The following is a 22079-nucleotide window of genomic DNA, read 5'->3' as shown; positions in this document are numbered from 1 at the left end:
GCGCGTGCATTGTCACTTGTCCCTGCACAATAGACCGCAAAAATTGAGCAATAGCCTCGCAAACGCCGCTGGACTGCCGCGCATTAGGCCTCGAAAAACGAAAGCTGTTTTGAATCTTTAGTGGTCGGCTGCTTTCGCGCAGGGTCGACCATGGATACTCACCGTTGCAATAGTTCAAGACGTCTTTGCCTCGCCCGCAGAGCCGCACCGACGCTCGATCAGCGTCTTTGGCTCTTGCGACAATAAGGCGCAAATAAGGCGCAAAACGCAGAGATATCGGCAGGCATGCGCAGGGCCAGCAGCTATTCTTCAGACGCTGTGACCAACGCATTTGCGCTCGGCTCTGCGGGTCATCTGCAGCCCTTCCGCTCGTACGCGGAGAAGGGGGTGTATGTCACGTCCAAAACTTCCTCGGCCTGCGCGACGCACACTGCGGCGTCAACATTCAAACGCAGCCTTCCTGCTGGCCATCGGCATTTCGCTGAGTGGACTGTCCCTGACACCTGTGGCGCTCGCGGCGGGCGGCCTTCCACAAGGCGGCACATACGTGGCCGGCACCGGCGCGATCGCAAGCCAGGGCAACGGCCTCCTGATCACGCAGCCAGGTTCAACGCGCGGCGTGATCGACTGGAACAGCTTTTCGATCGGCAAAACCAACAGCGTCACGTTCGATAACGGCTCCGGCGCGACGCTGAACCGGGTGACGGGTGGTTCACCCTCTGCCATCCTCGGCAGGCTCGGTGCGACGGGCAGCGTCTATTTGATCAATCCGCAGGGAATCGTCGTCGGACCATCGGGCGTTATTACGACCGGCGGACGTTTCGTTGCGTCGACGCTGGACATCTGCAACGACGCGTTCATGCAGGGCAGCGGATCGCTCACGCTGTCGGGCACCTCGAACGCATCCGTGATCAATCTCGGCAAGATCAGTTCGAGCGGCGGCGACATATTCCTGATTGCGCGACACGACGTCGTCAACGCCGGCACGGTCGCAGCGCTCAACGGCACGGCGGAGCTGGCCACGGGCGAGCAGGTGCTGCTGCAGGATTCGGCCGGCAGCAAGCAGGTGTTCGTGCAGACAGGCAGTCAGGGCACGGTCTCCAACAAGGGGCGGATAACCGCCGCTCAGATCAGTCTGCAGGCCGCCGACGGCAACGTGTATGCGTTGGCGGGAAGAGGCACGCGTATCCGCGCGACGGGCACCGCGAGCCGCGACGGCCATGTGTGGCTCGTTGCCGACAGCGGCCATGTCGGGCAGTTCGGCAAGATCGCCGCAAGCAACGCCGACGGCAGCGGCGGAACGGTCGACACGCAAGCGGCGCAACTGGAATTGGGCGGGCACGCGGTGGTGCATGCAGGCCTGTGGAATCTCTCGACGCCTGCTTTCACAATCGACGGCGCCGCTGCGCATGCGTTGCAGCGCAGCCTGAACTCGGGCACCTCTGTCGATATCACCGCGACGGGTGCCAACGGCGCGACGGGCGACCTGGGTGTCGCATCGAGCGTGCGCTGGCACGGTCCCGCTTCTCTCACGCTTGCCGCCTACCACGACGTCTCCATAGCGACGAGTACGACCCTCGCGAACGACGGCGCAGGCAATCTGACCTTGCGCGCCGACGCATCGGGCATCGACAACGGCGGCAGCGTCATCAACCACGGCACGATCGACTGGTCGAAGAGTACGGGCATCGTCCGCGCGCTCTACGACATGAACGGCAGCTATACCGCCGGGACAAACCTCGCAAACGCCGCATGGACAGCGGCTCCGTATAGCGGTCTCGTCACGCAGGTGACCGGCTATAAGCTGGTCAATTCGTTGACCGACCTGCAGGGCATCTCGCTCGACCTCGCGGGCAACTACGCACTGGGCAAGGATCTCGACGCCAGTGCGACCGATACATCATTCGCTTTCTCTTCGCTCGGCAATGCCACCACTCCCTTCTCCGGACAATTCGACGGCATGGGCCACGTTATAGACAGGTTTTCACAGCGCGAACAAGGTTCGCCGGTGCCGGGGCTGGGACTGTTCGGTGTGATCGGGCCGATGGGAGTCGTGCGCAATGTGGGGATGACGAATGCGAAGCTCAGCACGTATGTCTATTTTCCAGCGGGAATCGCGTTCGGCATTCTGGCCGGCCTGAACCAGGGCACGATCACGTACGCCTATACGAGTGGGACGCGCGGCACCGCATCGTTCGAAGGTGCGACGAGCGGTGGACTGGTGGGACGCAACGACGGCCTGATCGAGCGCTCGTGGAGCAGCGCGTTCGTCGGGTCGGCCGGTTTGCTCGGCGGACTGGTCGGCCTCAATGAAGGGACAATTCTGCAATCCTATGCAACCGGCGTTGCGAGTGCGGGCAATCACGGCGTGGCCGGAGCGCTGGCAGGCTTCAACGGCGGTAGCATCTCCCAGTCGTATGCAACGGGCACGTCGTATGGCAGTCTGAGCACCGGCGGCCTCGTCTATGAGAACGCCGGCACAATCGAGCAGTCGTTTGCGGCCGGGCTGGTGCAAGGTTATTGCTGCGCGCCGCCGGATACGCCCACCAGCTTCGGCGGCATCGCGGCGTACAACCACCCGGACCCCAACGCGGGGATCTCCGCCAACGTCTACTGGGACAAACAGACGACGACCCGCAGCGTCAGCGCCGGAACCGGCCCGCAACTGCCGGCATCCAACGGCCTCACCACCGCGCAGATGAGCGATCCGGCAAGCTTCGTCGGCTGGGACTTCGGACCGACCGGCGCGTGGGTCATGCCGGCCGGCGCGAGTCACCCTGTCCTGCGCTGGCAACCGAGCCATTAACCGGGCTATTGGCCGACCTATTCACTTTCGCACCGAGTCGCCCTTCTTTCATCCTGGCGGGATGTGCCTGGTTGCGGCCAGTGGCGCCTTTGCTGTTGATGCAATTTGCGCTGCCGCTGGCGGCAATACTGCTCAACGGTGTCTCATAGTACAGCTTGCCAGCGCGGCGCAATCAGGCGGTAACCGCTAGAATCTGCGGTTTTAGACAGGAATACGCCAATGTCTTTTGCGTCGCTTGGCCTGATCGATCCCTTGCTGCGTAACATGCGGGACCTCAATTACCAGACACCTACGCCGGTGCAGGCCAAGGCGATTCCTGCTGTGCTGAGTGGCAAGGACGTCATGGCTGCGGCACAAACCGGTACTGGAAAAACGGCGGGTTTTGCGCTGCCGCTGTTGCAACGGCTGGTGCAACAGGGCCCGGCGGTGTCGAGCAACCGCGCGCGTGTTCTGGTGCTGGTGCCCACCCGTGAACTGGCTGAACAAGTGCTGCAAAGCTTTATCGATTACGGTAAAGGCCTCGATTTACGATTTCTGGCCGCCTACGGCGGTGTGAGTATCAACCCGCAGATGATGAAGTTGCGCAAAGGCGTCGACGTGCTCGTTGCCACGCCGGGCCGTTTGCTGGATCTCAATCGCCAGAACGCAGTGCAGTTCGATCAGGTACAAACGCTGGTACTGGATGAAGCCGACCGCATGCTGGATCTGGGCTTTGCGCGCGAGCTCAACGCTGTGTTCGCTGCGTTGCCCGCAGAGCGCCAGACGTTGCTGTTCTCCGCCACGTTTACGGATGATATCCGCGCCCTGGCGGCGGGCATTTTGCATGGCCCCGTCGACATCAGCGTCAGCCCGCCCAATGCCACGGCCAGCAAAATCAGGCAGTGGGTGGTGCCGGTGGATAAAAGGAACAAGCCTGATCTCTTCATGCACCTTGTGGCTCAGAACAACTGGGAGCACGCGCTGGTGTTCGTCAAGACCCGCAATGGCGTGGATTACCTGGCGGCCATGCTGGATGAAGCGGGCTATGCGGTCGACACCATCCACGGCGACAAACCGCAACCCGCGCGCATGCGTGCGCTCGAGCGCTTCAAGACGGGCGAAGTCAATATGCTGGTCGCCACCGATGTGGCTGCGCGCGGGCTGGATATCGACGACCTGCCGCTGGTGATCAACGTTGATCTGCCGATCGTGGCGCAAGACTATGTGCACCGCATTGGCCGTACCGGCCGCGCTGGCGCCAGCGGCGTAGCGGTGTCCCTTGTGTGTGCCGACGAAGCGCCGCAACTGGCCGCGATTGAAGCGCTGATCCGGCAAACGCTGCGCCGTGAAGAGGAGCCGGGTTTTGAAGCCGAACACCGCGTGCCGCAAACCAGCGCGATGGGCGAGACCGTCAAAGCGCCACAGGCTGCGCCGGGCGCCAGCCAACTGACGAGCAAAAAGCCGCGCCCGCAAATTGGCGAAAACAAACGCAAGCCTGCGGCGCAGCGCGCAGTGGCCGCGGATAAAGCCACAAGGTTGTCCAGCGGTAGTCCATTCAGCGTGCAAAAGCCGCGCAGCAAAGCCGCCAGCAAACCAGTTGCGAATTCAGCCAAGCCGGCTGGCAAACTCGCCGGTGGCCGCGGCAAACGCCAACCCTGATCCGTGGGGATGAGTAACCGCAGCCCTGGAACAGCGTCGCGGCTTGCGGCCAGCTTGCAGGCAAACCGTCCTGGAGCTAAATCCGCTCCGCAAGCGCACCGGCCAGAAAATCCGTCGCACTGCGCACGCGGGTCGGCACAAACCGTCGCTTGGGCCAGATCAAGCTGACCTCCCTTGGCTGCTGTACGAAATCGTCCAGTACGGTGACGATGTCGGATTGCTGGAACTCGCCCACCAGCGAAGCGCGGTGGAACATGCCGATGCCGACGCCGGCCAGCACGCCCGCAAGAATCGTCTCCACGCTATTGGACGACAGATTGCCCCGCACCGGCAAATTGAACGGCCCCTGCGGCCCGGCGAACGGCCAGTCCGTCATCTCGCCATAGACCAGACAGTTGTGATCCGCGAGATCGGCAGGAGTACGAGGTACACCGTGCTGCTCGAAGTAACGGCGCGATCCGGCGCACACGAGTGAGGTGGCAGCCACACGACGCACCACCGAATCGGGCTCTTCAACGGGACTCACGCGAATCGCAAGATCGATCCTGTCTTCCACCATATCCCGCACGGCGTCCGACAGCACCATATCGATGCGCAAGCCAGGATGTCGCGCCAGCAATCCGGGAATCAGTGGAAGCACGTGCAGGCGACCGAACGTCGACGGCGCCGCGATCCTGATGAGGCCCGAAACCTCGAGCGTGGTGCTGGTCAGCTCGCTATCCGCCACCTGGATTTCGTCCACCAGTGGACGCATGCGGTCGTAGTACAGCCGCCCCAGATCGGTCAGCGTCACCTTGCGCGTACTGCGATGGAGCAGCGCCACGCCGAGGCGCTTTTCCAGCGCGTTCACGGCCTTACTGATGGCGGACTGCGACTCGCCAATCCTTCGCGCGGCTGCGGAAAAGCCGCTTGCCTCCACGACGGCAAAAAATGCGTTCAATTCGTCAAACCGATCCATCCCGCGACTCCGGCTACGTCCATTCGACAACTAATTCCAGTTTGGAATAGATCCTATGATAGTTAGCGTGATTATCATTCGATTCGGCGCAAATTACTATTCTCCGCAAGCTGACTCAAAGCAGGAGAACAAAGATGAGCCGGGCTCGCTCCGCGAGGGCGGCTCGCTCGTACGGGCGAGACGCCGCAACTGGGCGCCGCTCATCTTCCAGCATCTCATCAAACCCGAGTGAGTCCCGCGCCGGGCCTCACTCGGCAGCATCACAATCCATCGCTCACCCGTTAGAGAACCACCATGTACGAAACAATCAAGTGGCCCGAGGAGATGAAACCGAGCCGCTCTCCGATCCATTTCACCAACGAGCTCGAGGTCTCGGCATCCGTCGAAACAATCTGGTCCCTGCTCACCGATTTCGACTCCTGGCCAGCTTTCTATCCCGGTGTTCAGCACGTGCAGCCGCTTGACGGAGGCGATCACTTTGGCCTTGGTACGACATTCGAGACGAACCTCGCCGGCCAGGACGTCTTCGCATCCGTGCAGGAGTTCGAGCCGATGACCCGCATCGCGTGGGGCGGCTATCCAAAGGTCTCCACAACGTCCAGGGCCTACCACGCCTGGATCATCACGCCTACCGCAAGCGGGTGTCATCTGTGGACAGAGGAGACGATGCAGGGACCGCACTGGCTGGAACTCGCGAAGCAGGCACCCGACGTGTTCTGGCTCACCCACGAGAAGCTGCTCAGGAACCTCGCCCAGATCGCCACCGCGCCTGAGCATTCCCGTGGCTAACCCAACCGAAAAAAAGGGATTCGATACATGATCGACAAAGTCAACTGGCCGGAACGCTATGACCCGCGTACCTCGGCAATTTACGCGCTCAACGACATCGACGTGAAAGCGCCACCGGAAGTGGTTTGGAAACTGCTCGTCGACGCCGAGCGCTGGTCGCGATACTTTCCGGCCGAGGATCAGGTCCGGATATTGTCCGGCGAGTCGGAACTCGCGCTCGGCACACGCTACGGCCGCGTGACGGTCGGCTATCCGATGTCACTGGTCGTCACTGAATGCGTGCCGAATCGCCGGCTCGCGTGGGCCACAACGGTCGATGGCGATGAAACAGGTTCGAGCGCCTATCACGGCTGGGTGATCACGCCAACGAAAGAAGGTTGTCACCTGCTGACCGAAGAGACACAGCAAGGCCAGTTCTTTGTGGAACTGATCGGTAGCAGACATCCTGGCGCGCTCTATCGCTATCACCAGGATTGGGTCGAATGCCTCGCCCGGGCCGCCGAAGCAGAACTAGAAGCAGAACTAGAAGCAGAACGGAGATAAGCGCTATGAAGATCGAACTCAATGGCCGCAAGGCAATCGTTACGGGCTCCACTGCCGGCATCGGACGGGCAATTGCCGAAGGGCTCGCGCGCGCCGGCGCTGTGGTCGTACTTAATGGCCGAACCCAGGAGCGGGTCGATGCTGCGCTGCGCGAGATGCGCGCCATTCTGCCGAATGCGGAATTGACCGGCGTGGCCGCCGACGTTGCGACAGCCGAAGGCTGCGCGGCCCTGTTTGCACACGCGCCGGAGGCCGACATTCTTGTCAACAACGCAGGCACAGCGCGGCTAAACGACTTTTTCGCACAGGACGACAGCGAATGGCTCGACCTCTTCCAGCTCAACGTGATGAGTGGCGTTCGCACCGCCCGCTATTACGTGCCCAAAATGGCGAAACAGGGTTGGGGGCGCGTCGTGTTCGTCAGTAGCGAGTCAGGGCTGAATATCCCGAAAGAAATGATCGACTACGGTGTGACCAAGACCGCGATGCTCGCGGTGTCGAGGGGGCTAGCCGAACTGGTTGCCGGTACAGGCGTGACCGTCAATGCCGTGCTGCCCGGCCCGACCAACTCTGAGATCCTTTCGAACTGGATGAAGGCGACCGCGCGAGAGCAAGGGATCACGCAAGAGCAGGCTGAACAACAGTTCCTGAAGAACTCGCGGCCCACATCGCTGATCAATCGTTTCGCCACTACGGACGAAGTTGCGAACATGGTTGTGTATGCATGCTCTGAGCAGGCGTCCGCAACGACGGGTGCAGCGTTGCGTGTCGATGGGGGCGTGGTTCGTTCAATTGCGTGATTGCATGGGCAGATATTCACTATCCATGAGCCGCATGCCACGACTCACGCGAAACCTGCACAACAAAGTCCCTATTGAGCTTCTCGATCCTCGGACATCCCAGCAATGCGAGGTCTACGTCGATCTCTCTTCTTAGCAACTGCAACGCATGCCGAACGCCCGCATGACCGCCGACGGCCAGGCCGTACATCGCTGGTCTGCCCACGAGGACCATACGCGCTCCCAGCGACAGCGCCTTTATAACGTCTGTGCCGCGGCGAACGCCACTGTCGAGGATAACCGGCATGTCGCCGGCAACGGCAGTAATGGCCGGAAGCGCATCGAGCGTTGCAAGCGCGCCGTCGAGCTGCCGCCCGCCGTGATTAGAGACAATAATGCCGTCCGCGCCTGCCTGTTTGGCCCGCAGGGCATCGTCGGGATGAAGGATTCCCTTCACCACCAGAGTCCCTTTCCACTGACTTCGAATCCAGTGGATGTCGTTCCAGCAGAGCGCTGCACGGCCACTGCGGTGGTCGCCGGTCGCGCCGGTGATGATCGGTCCGCCCCGGTTGGCCGTGAAGTTTTCGAAATGCGGAACACCTTGCGTAAGCAGCGTGCGTCCAAACGTCGACAGAAGCCATCTGGGCCTTGCCAGACCACCATAGACCAGGCGGCGGCTTAGCCGCAGCGGTACGCTGAAACCGTTGCGCAGTTCGTTTTCCCGTTGCGCGGCCAATGGCACGTCAACAGTAATCACAAGAACACCGAACCCGGCCCTTTCGATACGCGCGAGCAATGGCGTGATCGTCGATCGGTCGGCACTCAAATACCCCTGATACCAACTGCCGGGTGCTGCCATTGCCACCTTTTCGAGGGGAACGGTCGACGCTGCGCTCAGAACGAAGGGCACTTTCGCGTCGCGAGCGGCCGCCGCGAGTTGCAGGTCACCCTCATAGGCACAGAGCCCGGCGAGCCCCATCGGCGCTATTCCCACCGGAGACGTGTAACGTTGCCCAAAAATCTCCACTTCTTGCGAGCGCTCGGCGACGCCAGTGAGCATTCTCGGTACGAGTACCCAACGATTGAAAGCCGTGCGGTTTCCCACTACGGCGCGGTGGTCTTCCGCGCCACCGCTTACATAGCCGAAGATGCTGGCCGGCAGCCGCCGGGACGCGCTTCGCTCCAGGTCCGCGATCGACAGGTGATTGCTGAGACGCATCAGACCCCCGGACCGATAATCATATTTGGCGTGAGCAGGTTGGGATCGGTGCGCAGGACGAGAACTGCCGGGCGGCCTGCCTCGCGTGCGCGTTGGAATGCGTCTGGAAAGTCCACCGTGCGCTCAACGCTTTCCGCGTAAGCACCATAAGCGCGGGCAAGTCCGACAAAATCGGGACTCTGCAATGTCGTGCCAATGACCCGCCCAGGATAGTGACGATGCTGATGCATTCGAATGCTGCCGTACATGCCGTTATCGACAACGATCACAATGACTCGCGCATCGTACTGCACGGCAGTTGCCAACTCCTGACCGGTCATGAGGAAGCATCCATCTCCGGCGAAACAGACCGCAGGCCGATCAGGTTTCTGAAGCGCCGCGGCGATGGCGGCGGGCAATCCATATCCCATCGCGCCACTCGTTGGAGCAAGCTGAGTGCGCCAACCGCGATAACGGAAGAATCGTTGAACCCAAAGAGTATAGTTGCCCGCGCCGTTGCTTACGATCGCATCCTCGGGCAACGCTTCATCGATGTGAGACACGACAGCGCCCAGATCGATTGAACCGCTATTAGGGGGAGGCGCACGTCGAGCCTCATAGTCGGCGTGCGCGGCTTGCGTCCATTCGGCCCACACGGGCTTTGTCGGCGATTCAAGCCTGGCGACGGCGCGCGCAAATTCCGCCATGCCCGAATTGATGGGGAGATCCGCCCGGTACACACGCCCCAGCTCGTTCGCGTCGCGATGCACATGCACGAGCTTGACTGCCGGCGTTGGGATAGAAAAAAGCTCGTAGCCGAGTGTGCTCGTCTCGCCGAGGCGAGGTCCAATCGCAAGCAGCAAATCCGCTTCCCGTAAGCGCGCGGCAAGCGCCGGGTCCATTCCCAGACCCGCTTCGCCGGCGTAATGTCGATCGCGGTTGTCATACAGGTCTTGTCGCCGGAATGTGCAGACAACCGGCAAATCAAACCTGGTCACGAACTGGCGGAGATCGTCGCAGGCCTCGCGGCTCCAGGCCCCGCCGCCGAGAAGAACGATCGGCTTGCATGCCTCGGACAGCAGCTTCTCAACGCGGGCCAACTGTTCGCTCGCCGGTTGCATCGTGATCGTCTGATAAGGGAGTGGCGGCACGACCTTTTCTACTGGTGCCGTCTCAACGAGCATGTCTTCGGGCAAGGCGATCACCACAGGCCCTGGACGGCCCGACGTTGCGACGTGGAAGGCGCGGCTGATCAACTCGGGGATCCGGGCTGCCGAATCGATTTGAGTGACCCACTTGGCCACCTGGCCAAACATCTGCCGGTAGTCGATTTCCTGCCACGCTTCCCTCTCGAGCGTATCGCGTGCGACTTGCCCAACAAAAACGATCATGGGCGTGGAATCTTGCCGCGCGGTGTGTATTCCGATTGATGCGTTTGTCGCCCCTGGCCCTCGCGTCACGAAACAGACGCCTGGTCGATTGGTCAGCTTGCCATGCGCCTCCGCCATGTTCGCGGCTCCACTCTCGTGCCTGCAAACCACGAGCTTGATGTCATCTGCGACATCGTACAGAGCGTCCAGCACCGCCAAAAAACTCTCGCCTGGAACGGTGAAGATCGTGTTGACCGACTGCGCACGCAATGCATCGACCAGGATGCGTGCGCCGGTAATGTCCCGGTTTTCGTTTGCCATACGTATCTTTTGAAAAACAGTCAGAGTTTCGTCAGTCGCCCGTCCAGCACCAAAGCTTCGCATCGCTAATCGTCATGCTCCAGGCATGCCGGCTTCGCTTCTTCGGCTCGCCTCCAGGTTGCCTCGTGTTTCCGGAACGATGAATGCCCCGACGAGGAAGAGCGCCGAAACACCGAGAAGAAACCACGACAGCGTCGCGGGCAACTGCTGCTCGCTTGCTGAGAGAAGCGAGACGAACGTCGGCATCATGCCGCCAAGCGCAAATCCGATATTCCACGAAAGCCCGGTGCCGCTCGCCCGAATCGCTGTGGGGAAGCGCTCATTCAAAAAGATCAGCAGCGGCGCGTAACTTGCCCCGCCGAGAACTGCGAGGAGCAGCGTGTAGCCCGCCAATAGAGGCACGCTGTCTGTCTTCGTCATCAATATGTACAGGATGGGAAGCAGTGCGAGGCGCAGAACACCCGCTCCGATGAATACTTTTTTGCGGCCGAAAAAGTCACTCGCCGCACCGATTGCTATCGCTGCTGCTATTGAAAGCAAACCGGTCGCCATGAGAATGGTTGAAGTCGTACCGTTCGGCAGGTGCTTGACGACCTTCAGGAAGGTCGGCAAATAGCCAGAGCAGAGGTAATAACCTGCACCGCTTGACGTTGTCATGATGACGTTGACGATCATGACCCGGCGATATTCGGAGGAAAAGAGCGTTCGCAGCGGCGAAGATTGCTTCGACACGGCGGCCTTGCGTGCAGCCTTTCGCGCATGCTGCTCTTTCCAGAACGGAGACTCCTCGAGTCTCAGGAACAACAGCGCGCCGAGGAGCGAGGTTATCAATCCGGCAAAGAACATGACGCGCCATCCCCACACTTCGAATTGCGGACCCGGAAACAGCGCCGACGCGATGAAAAAGACAATAGAGGCAAGCAGTCCGCCGATGCCCGCCCCACCCCCGCCGATCAGGCCCGAAACCGCGCCTCGCCAGTGAGGCGGCACGGATTCGGTCCCCAACGTGTGCGAGGAAGCAACGACACCGCCGACAAACACGCCCTGCACCAGGCGAAGAAGCACAAACAGGATTGGCGCTATGACACCAGCCTGTGCAATCGTCGGCAGCGTCCCAAACACTGCCGTGCTTATGCCCACGCCGAACACGGCAATCTGCATTGCACGCTTGCGCCCATTCCGGTCCGCGTACGATCCAAAGAGAGCGGAGCCGATGGGCCGCATCAGCAGCGTCACGGCGAACGACGCATACACGCCTGCGAGAGACAGCGTTGGATGATCCGATGGAAAGAACAGCTTGCCGACGACAGGCGCGACATACAGCAGAATGAACAGGTCAAACAGGTCGAGCGCCCATCCAAAACAGGATGCGGCGGCGGCTATAACAATGCTTCTATTGCTTTGCGTCGCCGTATTCCGCGCGCCAGCTAATGTCGTTTCCATCAATTGTCTCCTTCAATGTACGTCGCCAGAAACGTCAAGTTGTGGCCGGTAGCCGTTCTCCGCGGCGTCATGTTTGTTTGTTGTGCTGCGGATGGCTGAGTGCTTCGGGCCTAGCTGCCGCGAAACACCGGTTTGCGCTTGCCGTGGAAAGCCTCCACTCCCTCGCGGAAATCGTCCGACGCGCGCAGCCGGCTATAGCAATGCCCTTCGAGTTCGATCGCAATCGAGAGCGGCGAGTCTTCCGTATCGTTCAGCAGCTTCTTCGCGGTGCGTTGCGCGAGCGGCGAGAACGCGCGCAGTTCGTCGACGAGCGCATCGGTCGCCGACTCCAGTTCCGCATCGGCTACGCAGTCCACCGCGATGCCCCAGTCGTACGCCTGCTTGCCCGGGATGCGGCGCGAGCGCATCACGATGTCCTTCGTGCGGCCGATGCCGACCATCGACTGCAAACGCGCCGAGCCGCCCGAGCCGGGAATCTGGCCGAGCTTCTGCTCCGGCAGCGCATAAAACGTCGTATCGGTGACGATGCGGAAATCGCATGCCAGCGACAACTCGAAGCCCACGCCGAAGCAGAAGCCGCGATTCGCCGCGATCACCGGTTTCGAGCAGCGCGCGGGCGCCGCGATATTCCACGCGAGCTTCGATACGTGTTCCGGCGACGCTTCCAGAAAGCCCTTGATGTCGCCGCCACTCGAGAAGTGCTCCCCCTTCGCGCGCACGACGATCACGCGCACGCGGTCGTCCTCGTCGAGGGCTTCGAACACGGCGCGCAACTGGTCGCGTGCGTGCATCGAAATGACGTTGAACGGCGGACGGTGCAGCACGATGTCCGCGCGCTCGCGCTGCGCGTCGATGTCGACCGAGAAGCCGTCGAGATCTTGCAGCAGCGTCTGGCCGCGATGGTTGAGATCGCTCATTGTGGGTTACTCCTTGGTGATTGTGGTTTCTGCAGGTCGTGCGGCCTGCGTATTCGAATCGGTCGTGTACTCGCCCGCTTGCAGCTTGCGGCGCAAAATCTTGCCGACCGGCGACTTCGGAATGTCGTCGACGAAAACGTAATCGCGCGGACGCTTGAAGTTGACGAGATCGGACTGGCGGCACCATGCATCGAGCGATTCCGAATCGACGTACTCGCGGCGCTTGATGAAAGCAACCACGCGCTGGCCCCAGCGCTCGTCCTTGACGCCTGCGACCGCGACTTCGTCGACGGCGGGATGCAGCGACAACACCGATTCGATATCCACCGGCGAGATGTTTTCTCCGCCGCTGATGATCATGTCGTCGACGCGGCCCGTCACATAGAGATCGCCGTCGCGGTCGAGATAGCCTGTGTCTCCGGTGAAGTACCAGCCGTCGCGCAAGCTCTTCGCATCCGCGTCCGGACGATGCCAGTAGCCTTCGAAAGCTTCGTCGCCGAGCAGGTCCACGATGATCTGCCCTTCTTCGCCGGTGTCGGCGATCTCATCGGGCGAAAGAGCATCGAGCTTCACCACGCGCAGCCGCGTATTGATGCCCGCGCGGCCCGCGCTGCCGGGTTTCCTGGTTGCATCCTGATCGATGCTGAACGTGTAGACCTCGGACGAACCATAGTGGTTGACGAACAGCTCCGGCTCGAACGCGGCCGAGAGGCGCTTGAGCAGGCCGTCGTTCATCGGTGCGCCGGCGAAGCCGAGCTTTCTGACCGACGAGGTATCCGTGCCGGGGAAGGCGCTGTCGGCAAGCAGATCGTGATAAAGCGTCGGCACCAGATAGAGGCAGGTGAGCGCGTGCTTCGAGATGCATTCGAGCGCGAGCTTCGCGTTCCAGCGCCGCACGCAGACGAAAAGGCCATCCACGAGCGCCATCGCGAGCAGCGAGCGCACGCCCATCGTGTGATAGAGCGGCATCACGCCGAGCGTGCGTTCGCCGCGCCGGTAGAGGTTTTGCGCGACGTGCGCGAGCGCGCCCGCGCGTTCGTGCCGATGCCGCCGCGGCACGCCCTTCCCTTTGCCCGTCGTGCCCGATGTGTAGAGGATCAGCGAGATGTCGTCGGCGGTGGCGTGCGTCGTGTCGCTCGCAGCGCCGCTGCGCGTTCGTTCGACGATGAGCGTATCGAAGGCGGCGGTTCGGCCGGGAGCATCGTCGAGTCCGATACGCGGCACTTTTTGTGCGGCGGCGCTCTGCGCGACGGCAGCGGCGCTGACGGGTTCGTAGACGATCGCCTTCGCTCCCGAGTCGGTCACGCAGTAGTCCAGTTCGTCCGGCTTCGCGCGCCAGTTGATCGGCACGATGACGATGCCTGCAAACTGTCCGGCCCAATGCAGCGTCGCCATTTCCCAGCGGTTTTGCAGCACGACGAGCAGCTGGTCGCCGCGTTGCAGGCCCAGTTCGCGCAGGCCATCGGCGACACTCAGGATCATGCGATGCCACTGCGCGTAGGTCAGTTGCACATCGCCATCGACGAGCGCGAGCGCGTGCGGGCTACGCTCGACGCTCTGCAGGAACGTGCGTCCGAGATCAAGCATGTTCGACCTCCGTCGTGCCTGCCTCGGCCCGGCGGCGCGCCGCAACGTCGAGCACCGCGGCCACGATGGGTGTGTAACCCGTACAGCGGCAGATATGACCCGACAGCATCTGCCGCACCTGCTCTTCGGATGGATTCGGCACGCGCCGCAGATAATCCGCGCACGACATCAAAATTCCCGCCGTGCAGAAGCCGCATTGCAGCGCGTGATGCCGCTGGAACGCCTGCTGAAGGTCGCCAAGCGTCTGATCGGGCGCGAGGCCCTCGACGGTATCGATACGCCGGCCATCGGCCTGCACGGCAAGCATCAGACACGAGCGCGCCGCGACGCCATCGACCTGCACGGTACATGCGCCGCATACGCCATGCTCGCAGCCCACGTGCGTGCCCGTCGCGCCGAGTTCGTGCCGAATGAAGTCCGACAGCAGTTCGCGCGGCTCGCAATGGCCGCTTCGTTCGCGGCCGTTCAGCGTCAGCGCGATCCGCTGCGCTTCGCCGTGCCGCATGATGGTGTCCGTCTTGCTCACTTTGCCTCCTCGATCACGCGCCATCCGAGTTGCCGCACCAGATTCCGGCGATATTTCGCGCCGATGTGCGCGTCGTCCTGCGCGTTCAGTTTCCAGCTCAAATCGTTCAGTGCACCGCGCAGGTCGTCGCCCTGCAGACGCGGCCATTGCTCCGTCACCGGCCGGTCCGCGACGCCGCCGACTGCGATACGGATCGACTCGTCGGTGACGACCGCAGCACACGCGACGATCGCGAAATCGCCGTGCCGCGCGGAAAATTCCGTGAATGCATAGCGCTCGCCCGGGCGGCGCAGCGGAAAGCGCACCGCTTCAACAAGTTCATCCGGCTCGCGCGCGGTCATCAGCATTCCCTGAAAGAAGTCCTGCGCGGCGAGCGTGCGGCGCTTCCTTCGCGAGCGCAGCATCACGTCGCCGCCAAGCGCGGAAAGCACGAGTGGCAACTCCGCGCTCGGGTCCGCATGCGCGATCGAACCGCACACGGTCCCGCGATTGCGAATCTGGAAGTGCGAGATATGCGGGAAAGCCATCGCGAGCAGCGGCGCTTCGTCGGCGAGCGTGCTGCGCCATTCGACGCTGCCTTGCGTCGCCGCGGCGTTCACGACGAGATGCCCCGCTTGCGTGTCGACGCGCACGGCATCGAGTTCGGCAGTACGCGAGATGTCGATGAGCACCTTGGGTTGTGCAAGCCGCATATTGAGCACGGCCATCAGCGACTGACCGCCTGCCAGCATGCGCGCGTCTTCGCCGTATTGCGCGAGCGCGTCGAGCGCGTCTTGCGTGGTCATCGCGCGCAGGTAGTCGAACGGTGCGGGCTTCATGTGTGTCTCCTGAAACGGGCGACGAGTCTTGCGATCCACGATCCATGCGCTTCTACCGGCTTGCCCGCCGCCTGCCGTCCGAGCGATTCGAACAACTGCTTCAGCACGACCTTCGCCGCGCCTTCGAGCATGCGCGCGCCGACCGCGGCGACCTTGCCCGACACCTGGGCTTCGTAGTCGTACGTGAGCCGCGTGCCGCTGCCGTGCGGCGTCAGTTCGACGAGACCGTTGCCGCGCGCGCTGCCGAGCGGCGAGATGCCCGCACCCGCGAGACGCAGGCGGCGCGGCGCCTCGATCTCCGACAAGCCGATACGCGCTTCGAAACGGGCCTTGATCATGCCGACGCCGACGGTCACGTCCGCGCGATACTGGTTGGGCGCCGTTTCTTCGAGCGCGTGGCAGCCGGGAATGACGTTCGCCAGCGCCTTCGGATCGAGCAGCACGGCGAACACGGCTTCGGGCGTCGCGGGCAGATCGACCGCGCCCTGCGCCGTCAGCGCGCGTCCGCCGCCCGGCGTCGCGGGCTTCGTGGCAGGCGCTTCGCGATATTCCGGCCGCGACGGTTCGGGATCGTCGATGCCGATCATCGCCATCACTTTGGGCGGCGTGAGCGGCAAGCGAATGTCTTCGACACCGAGCGCATCCGCCACCGCATTCGCGATGCACGGCGGCGTGCTCATGTTGTTGCCTTCGCCGAGGCCCTTCGCGCCGAGCGGCGTGAAAGGCGAAGGCGTTTCCAGATGCACGATGAGCGGATCGGGCACTTCGCATGTCGTCGGCATCAGATAGTCGGCGAGCGTGCCCGACTGGAAGCTGCCGTCCGCGCCGTAGCGGAACTCTTCCATCAGCGCCGCGCCGACGCCTTGCGCGAACGCGCCGCGAATCTGGCCATCGGCGAGTGCGGGGTTCAGGATGGTGCCGGCGTCGTGCACGGTCACATAGCGGTCGATGCGCACGCGTCCGGTCGTGCGATCCACTTCGACACCGCACATGTCGAATGCGAAGCCATACGCCGCCGATGTATTGATGCGGTCGTGCTCGTCGGGCGCATCCATGTGCGGCGGCGACCAGAACACGGTTTCGCGCAGGCCCGGCTCTTCGCCTTCGGGCAGGAGCGCGGGCGCCCAGTGCGGCGCATTGCTCGCTGCGCGCGCGAACGGCAGCGCGCGGTCCGCGGCGTCGCGCGGATAGACGCGCCCGCCTTCGAAGCGCACGTCGTTCGCCGCGCAGTCGAACTGCCTGGCGAGCACGCGCGCGAGTTTGTCGCGCACGCGCGTCGCGGCGAGATGCACGGTGCCTGCCACCGCGCCCGCGAAGCGGCTCGAATAATTGCCCGCCGCGACGGACCAGGCGTCCTTGTGCGTATCGAACTCGACATTGACGACGATGTCCTTCGGATCGAGCCCGAGCACGTCGGCCACGACTTGCGCACACACCGTCATGTGGCCCTGCCCCGCAGGCGTCGACGCGATGGTCACCACCACGCCGCCGAGCAGATCGACGCTGACCGTCGCGCTCGCGATCGCGCCGTTCTTCGGTCCGGCTTTTTTGCGCGCGTCGGCGGGCATCACAGTCGTGATATAGCCCATGTTGGACACCGACGGCTCCACGATCGCCGCGAAGCCTATGCCATAGAACCGCCCTGCGCGTCGCGCGGCGTCGCGGCGCGCGACGAGTTCGTGGTATCCGCCATCGTCGATCGAACGGCGCAGCGCTTCCTGATAGTTGCCCGAATCGAGCAGCGCGCCCGCTGCCGCGCGATACGGGAAGGCATCGGCGGGAACGAAGTTGCGGCGATACACGTCGAGCACATCGAGCTTCAACTCGATGGCGATGCGCTGGATCAGCCGCTCCAGCGCGAAGTACACCTGCGGTCCGCCGAAGCCGCGCACGAGTCCGGTCGGCGTCTTGTTGGTCAACACGACGCGGTTGCGCACGAGCAGATTCGGGATGGCGTACGCGCCCGTCAGACAGCCGTGCATCCGGTAAAACGTCGCGGGCTCGGGCGCGCGCACGTAGCCGCCGACGTCTTCCAGTTGATCGTAGGACAGCGCGACGATGCGGCCATCCGCTTCGACCGCCGCTTCGATTGTCGAGAGGCGCGCGGTCGCCGATGTGGCCGCACTCAAATGCTCGAGCCGGTCCTCGACCCATTTCACCGGCGCGCCCGCCTTGCGCGACGCGAGGCACATCAGCACCACGTACGGAAACACGGCCTGCTTCACGCCGAAGCTGCCGCCGGAATCGCGCGGTGCCTTATGACGCAGACGATTGGCGGGCACGTTCAACGCCATCGCCATGACGGCGTGCAGCGAGAACGGTCCCATGAAATTCGACGTGACGTCGTAGCCTTCATCGCCGGAAAGGTACTCGGCGATGACTACGCCGCACTCGATCGGCGCACAGGTATTGCGCGGATAATGCGCGACCAGCTTCACGCGATGCGGCGCGCGTTCGAATGCCGCTTCGGGCTCGCCGTAGCGGAAGTGCCGGTCGCTGATGACGTTGCTGCCCACGCGTTCGTGTAGCGCGGGGCCTTCGTTGCTCGCGGCCTGTTCGATCGACGTCACGGGATCGAGCATCGCATAGTCGACCTTGATGCGATCGAGCGCGTCTTCAGCGAGCGCACGCGATTCGGCCATCACGACCGCGACCGGCTCGCCGACATAGCGCACGCGGTCCATCGCGAGCGCCCACTGCTCCATTGGCGACTTCACGCCGACGACGAAGGGACGCGACCACGCACGCAGATCGTCGCGCGTTAGCACGGCGCGCACGCCGGCGAGTTTGGCTGCGGCTTGCGTATCGATCGACAGGATCTCCGCGTGCGCGTGCGGCGAACGCAGAATCGCGGCGTGCAGCGTGCCCGGCTTCACAGCGATGTCGTCGCCATAGCGGCCGCGGCCTGTCAGGATCGCAGGGTCTTCGAGGCGCTGCATCGAGCGCCCGATGTGACGCCGCGGTGTGCTCGCGTCGCGCGTCCCGTTGTCGGCGACACGCGCGTTTATGTCGGCAAATGCGGTTTCGCGCTGATTCATGACGTTACTCCTCACGCGCGGCGCGGCCGCCGAATTCGTCGGCAAGACCGTTCCAGCGGCGCGCAATTTCCTCATGGTCGATACCGAACAGATCGAGAATGCGCCCGACCGTGTGATCGACCACGTCCTCGATGGTCTGCGGATGCGCATAGAACGCGGGCACCGGCGGCATCACGATCGCGCCCATTTCCGTGGCGAGCGTCATGTTGCGCAGATGCGCGAGATTGAGCGGCGTTTCGCGCGCGACCAGCACGAGGCGGCGGCGCTCCTTGAGCATCACATCGGCGGCGCGGGTGAGCAGGTTGTCCGCGAAGCCGTTCGCGACGCTCGCAAGCGTTTTCATCGAACACGGGGCGATCACCATGCCTTCGGTCAGAAACGATCCGCTCGCGACCGCGGCGCCAATGTCGCGTACGTTGTGCACGACGTCGGCGAGCGCGTCGATGTCGCCGCGCGCGAGGCCGAGTTCCTGCGCCGCCGTCACCGCGCCGGAAGCGGACACGACCAGATGCGTTTCGTGCGTGCCGAGGCGGCGCAACGCGGCGAGCAGGCGCACGCCGATTACCGCGCCGCTCGCGCCCGAAATACCGACGACGATGCGCTTCTTGCGTTCAGTCATGATCGCGCGACAAGTAGGCGTCGAACGCGCTGTTGTCAGCGGCGACGAGTGTGTGCAGATCCACCGAGTCTTGCCCCGGAATGCGCACGCGTGTGAACACATGCGCGGGATACACGACGGGGCGCGTCGCATCGAGGCCCATCTTCGCGCTCACGCCTTGCAGATGCGACGGCGCGTCGTCGGGCTGGCCGACGGTCGTCGACGGATCGAGCGGCGAACCCTGCGCGCCTTCGATCACGACGAGATCGCGGTCGGCCTGAAAGCGCGTCGCGATGGCCCATTCGATTTCGGCGGGATCGTGCACGTTCACATCGGTATCGACAACGACGACCTGCTTGATGTCGTAATGCGCGCCGAACGCGCACAGAATGACGTTCTTCGCTTCGCCTTCGCGCTTCTTGTCGAACTGCACCCACAGGTGATAGCGGCACACGCCGCCGACAGACAGATGAACGTCCTTCACCGCCGGATGGCTGCGCTGCAGATGCGCGAGCAGCGTTGCTTCGCGCGGAATCGCGCCCAGCAGCAGATGCTCCATTTCCGCAGGCACGATCGTATGAAAGATCGGATCACGCCGATGCGTCACCGCGGTCACCTCGATGACTTCGCGCGCTTCCCTCGCGCTGTAGTACTTCGGAAACTCGCCGAACGGGCCCTCGGGCTCGCGGACGTTCGGCAGAATCCGCCCTTCGATGACGATCTCCGCAAACGCCGGCACGTGCACACCATTCGTCACACATTGCGCGACCGGCAGCGGCGCACCATGCAGCGCGCCCGCAATTTCGAGCTCGTCATGATCGATGGGTGTGATCGCTTGCGACGCAAGCATCGTGAGCGGATCGACACCGATCGCGATTGCTACGTCGAGCGCGTCGCCTGCAGCTTCTGCCTCGCGATGAAATGCGTAGAGATGCCGCGGCAGCAGCAGGATCGCCATGCGATTCTGGCCATGCACCTGAATGCGGTTGATCGAAACGTTCTGCACGCCGGTGCGCGGATTGCGCGCGATCACGAGGCCCGCCGTAATGTACGGGCCGTTGTCGTACTCGCTGTGCGTGGGAATCGGCAGCAGCGCGTGAAGATCGATGCCGCTCGTATGCACCACTTGCTGACACGGCGCCTCTTCACGTCCGACGAGTTTCGATTCGAGCGGCGCGGCGGCCGCAGCGGAGAAACGCGCGAGCAACGCGGATTCGTCGACGCCCATCGCTTCCGCGATCCACGCACGCTTCGACATGAAACCGCTGACGACGGGCACCGCATGGCCGCCCGGCTGCGTGAAGAAGGCCGCCTGCGTGGCGTCCAGGCACTTGGCGATCGCGGCGAGTTCGTGCTCGAGCGCAACGGGCTTGTCGATCGCCGCGACGCGGCCGCTCCGACTCAGATGTGCAAGCCAGTGACGCAAGGTGCGCGCAGGCCCGACGTCGTTCGCCGGGGCGCCCAGGGACGTCATCGGCGAGCTTTCGCGTGAATTCATTTTGAGTCTCTCTCCATTGCTGCCGGCCTCGGAGGTGCTAACACCGGCAGATTGAAGAGCAGAATATCGACGCCACGGTATAAGCGATAATATTAATTTTTGAACCTAGGCATCAGAAGTACTGATGTCCGTACGGATACTGATGCAAGACAGTCCCCGTTTTGATACCAAGTAAAAAAGGGAAGACGGACCGGGCTTTTGATACACGCCAACGGTACGAATCGCAGCACACCGGCAAACATGTTGATACCTCGACTCATCGCGTATCAGCGCATATGATTGGCGAAACAGGTATCACGACGAGCGCTGCCCAATGGATCTCAAACAAATTCAGTACTTCATCGCTCTCTTCGAAGACGGATCGGTAACTCGTGCGGCCAAACGGCTAAACATAGTTCAACCGGCTTTGAGCATGCAGATCGCCAAGCTCGAAGACGAGTTGAAGCAGACCTTGTTCGAGCGCGGCGCACATGGAATGACTCCAACTGCTGCCGGCCGTTTGATGTATCGCCTTTATTTGCCGATCATGCGCGATCTCAAGCAAGCGCAGACACAACTGATGCAGCGCGATGAGGTCGTGTCTGGACACGTTTCCCTGGGACTGATTGCGTCTGTCAGCGAGAGCGTGCTTGCGGATGCGCTTTCGCGCTTTCACGAGCAGTACCCGCACGTCGAAGTAACGGTCGCCGACGGCTACAGTGCGACTTTTATCGATCTCGTGACAGGCGGACAGCTTGAAGCCGCGTTGATCAACCGGCCACGCGCCCGCTTATCTCTCGACTCGGAGCCATTGCTGGACGAAGAAATGGTGTTGGCAACCGGCGTGAATGGCGGACCCACATTGCCGCCCGTCATTGAGCTCGCACAAGTGCAGGAACTGGATCTTGTGTTGCCGACAAAACGTCACGGCTTGCGCGGCGTGCTCGACGCGGCCGCGCAATCCGCAGACGTGCTTCTGGCGCCCCGTTTCGAGATCGATGTTCTGAGCGCCATCGTCAAGCTCGTCGAAAACACGGGGTTCGCCACGATCCTTCCTCGCATCGTGGTCGAACGTTCGGTGCAGCGCGGCACCATGCGCGCGCATCCGATCCTTGCGCCGCGAATCGTGCGGCACATCGTGCGAATCAGTCACCCTCGCCGTCCGATAAGTGCTGCTACGGAAGCGCTAACAGCGATCATTGCCGACGAACTACGGAAGGTATCGGCCGGCGCATCCGACCCTGTCGATTCTTAACAACCACGCCCACTGGAT

Annotated in this window: 17 protein-coding genes; 6 read left to right on the top strand and 11 right to left on the bottom strand. The window is 62.8% G+C overall.

Annotation, left to right across the window (positions count from 1 at the left end; all coding sequences use genetic code 11):
* Positions 1-391: 391 nt before the first annotated feature.
* Together CUJ91_RS22675 and CUJ91_RS22670 are read left to right on the top strand one after the other, a co-directional pair.
* Positions 392-2806, top strand: coding sequence for a two-partner secretion domain-containing protein (locus tag CUJ91_RS22675; protein WP_114157203.1), 2415 nt, complete (start codon positions 392-394; stop codon positions 2804-2806).
* Positions 2807-3025: 219 nt separating this feature from the next.
* Complete coding sequence (locus tag CUJ91_RS22670; RefSeq protein ID WP_114157202.1) at positions 3026-4444, top strand: DEAD/DEAH box helicase; 1419 nt, start codon at positions 3026-3028, stop codon at positions 4442-4444.
* A 76-nt stretch (positions 4445-4520) separates the two neighbouring features.
* On the opposite strand, the gene CUJ91_RS22665 is transcribed toward CUJ91_RS22670, so the two are convergent.
* Positions 4521-5402 (bottom strand): LysR family transcriptional regulator, encoded by an 882-nt coding sequence (locus CUJ91_RS22665; protein WP_114157201.1) that lies wholly within the window; start codon positions 5400-5402, stop codon positions 4521-4523.
* A 294-nt stretch (positions 5403-5696) separates the two neighbouring features.
* Here CUJ91_RS22665 and CUJ91_RS22660 point away from each other — a divergent pair, with 294 nt between their 5' ends.
* The 3 genes from CUJ91_RS22660 to CUJ91_RS22650 are packed head-to-tail and all read left to right on the top strand — an operon-like array spanning position 5697 to position 7534.
* Positions 5697-6191: an SRPBCC domain-containing protein gene (locus CUJ91_RS22660; protein ID WP_114157200.1), complete on the top strand. Its 495-nt coding sequence runs from the start codon at positions 5697-5699 to the stop codon at positions 6189-6191.
* Between the two features lie 27 nt (positions 6192-6218).
* Positions 6219-6734: an SRPBCC domain-containing protein gene (locus CUJ91_RS22655; protein ID WP_114157199.1), complete on the top strand. Its 516-nt coding sequence runs from the start codon at positions 6219-6221 to the stop codon at positions 6732-6734.
* Positions 6735-6739: 5 nt separating this feature from the next.
* Complete coding sequence (locus tag CUJ91_RS22650; protein ID WP_114157198.1) at positions 6740-7534, top strand: SDR family NAD(P)-dependent oxidoreductase; 795 nt, start codon at positions 6740-6742, stop codon at positions 7532-7534.
* 19 nt (positions 7535-7553) lie between these two features.
* On the opposite strand, the gene CUJ91_RS22645 is transcribed toward CUJ91_RS22650, so the two are convergent.
* The 10 genes from CUJ91_RS22645 to CUJ91_RS22600 all read right to left on the bottom strand — a co-directional run bounded on the left by CUJ91_RS22645 (position 7554) and on the right by CUJ91_RS22600 (position 20803).
* Positions 7554-8732: an alpha-hydroxy acid oxidase gene (locus CUJ91_RS22645; protein ID WP_006046929.1), complete on the bottom strand. Its 1179-nt coding sequence runs from the start codon at positions 8730-8732 to the stop codon at positions 7554-7556.
* Positions 8732-10402: a thiamine pyrophosphate-binding protein gene (locus CUJ91_RS22640; RefSeq protein ID WP_114157197.1), complete on the bottom strand. Its 1671-nt coding sequence runs from the start codon at positions 10400-10402 to the stop codon at positions 8732-8734. Before CUJ91_RS22640 ends, CUJ91_RS22645 begins: the two co-directional genes overlap by 1 nt.
* 72 nt (positions 10403-10474) lie before the next feature.
* Positions 10475-11845, bottom strand: a complete 1371-nt coding sequence (locus CUJ91_RS22635; RefSeq protein ID WP_006046927.1) for an MFS transporter — start codon at positions 11843-11845, stop codon at positions 10475-10477.
* A gap of 110 nt (positions 11846-11955) precedes the next feature.
* On the bottom strand, positions 11956-12762 hold the full coding sequence (locus CUJ91_RS22630; protein ID WP_006046926.1) for an enoyl-CoA hydratase/isomerase family protein: 807 nt from the start codon (positions 12760-12762) through the stop codon (positions 11956-11958).
* Between the two features lie 6 nt (positions 12763-12768).
* Positions 12769-14349, bottom strand: coding sequence for an AMP-binding protein (locus tag CUJ91_RS22625; protein WP_114157196.1), 1581 nt, complete (start codon positions 14347-14349; stop codon positions 12769-12771).
* Entirely contained in the window at positions 14342-14875 is a 534-nt protein-coding gene (locus CUJ91_RS22620; protein WP_053859196.1) for a (2Fe-2S)-binding protein, read from the bottom strand. The genes CUJ91_RS22625 and CUJ91_RS22620 overlap by 8 nt, the downstream gene beginning before the upstream one ends.
* A complete protein-coding gene (locus tag CUJ91_RS22615) occupies positions 14872-15693 on the bottom strand; it encodes an FAD binding domain-containing protein (protein ID WP_114157195.1) in 822 nt (273 codons plus the stop codon). The genes CUJ91_RS22620 and CUJ91_RS22615 overlap by 4 nt, the downstream gene beginning before the upstream one ends.
* Complete coding sequence (locus CUJ91_RS22610; protein ID WP_114158032.1) at positions 15690-18731, bottom strand: xanthine dehydrogenase family protein molybdopterin-binding subunit; 3042 nt, start codon at positions 18729-18731, stop codon at positions 15690-15692. Before CUJ91_RS22610 ends, CUJ91_RS22615 begins: the two co-directional genes overlap by 4 nt.
* A 4-nt stretch (positions 18732-18735) precedes the next feature.
* Positions 18736-19350, bottom strand: a complete 615-nt coding sequence (locus CUJ91_RS22605) for a UbiX family flavin prenyltransferase (protein WP_006046921.1) — start codon at positions 19348-19350, stop codon at positions 18736-18738.
* A complete protein-coding gene (locus CUJ91_RS22600; protein WP_408481524.1) occupies positions 19343-20803 on the bottom strand; it encodes a UbiD family decarboxylase in 1461 nt (486 codons plus the stop codon). The genes CUJ91_RS22605 and CUJ91_RS22600 overlap by 8 nt, the downstream gene beginning before the upstream one ends.
* 337 nt (positions 20804-21140) lie before the next feature.
* Here CUJ91_RS22600 and CUJ91_RS22595 point away from each other — a divergent pair, with 337 nt between their 5' ends.
* Positions 21141-22061, top strand: coding sequence for a LysR family transcriptional regulator (locus CUJ91_RS22595; RefSeq protein WP_006046919.1), 921 nt, complete (start codon positions 21141-21143; stop codon positions 22059-22061).
* Positions 22062-22079 lie beyond the last annotated feature (18 nt).

Source organism: Paraburkholderia graminis (assembly GCF_003330785.1).
In the GTDB taxonomy this organism is placed as follows: domain Bacteria; phylum Pseudomonadota; class Gammaproteobacteria; order Burkholderiales; family Burkholderiaceae; genus Paraburkholderia; species Paraburkholderia graminis.
This window is presented reverse-complemented; position numbering and strand designations above follow the sequence as displayed.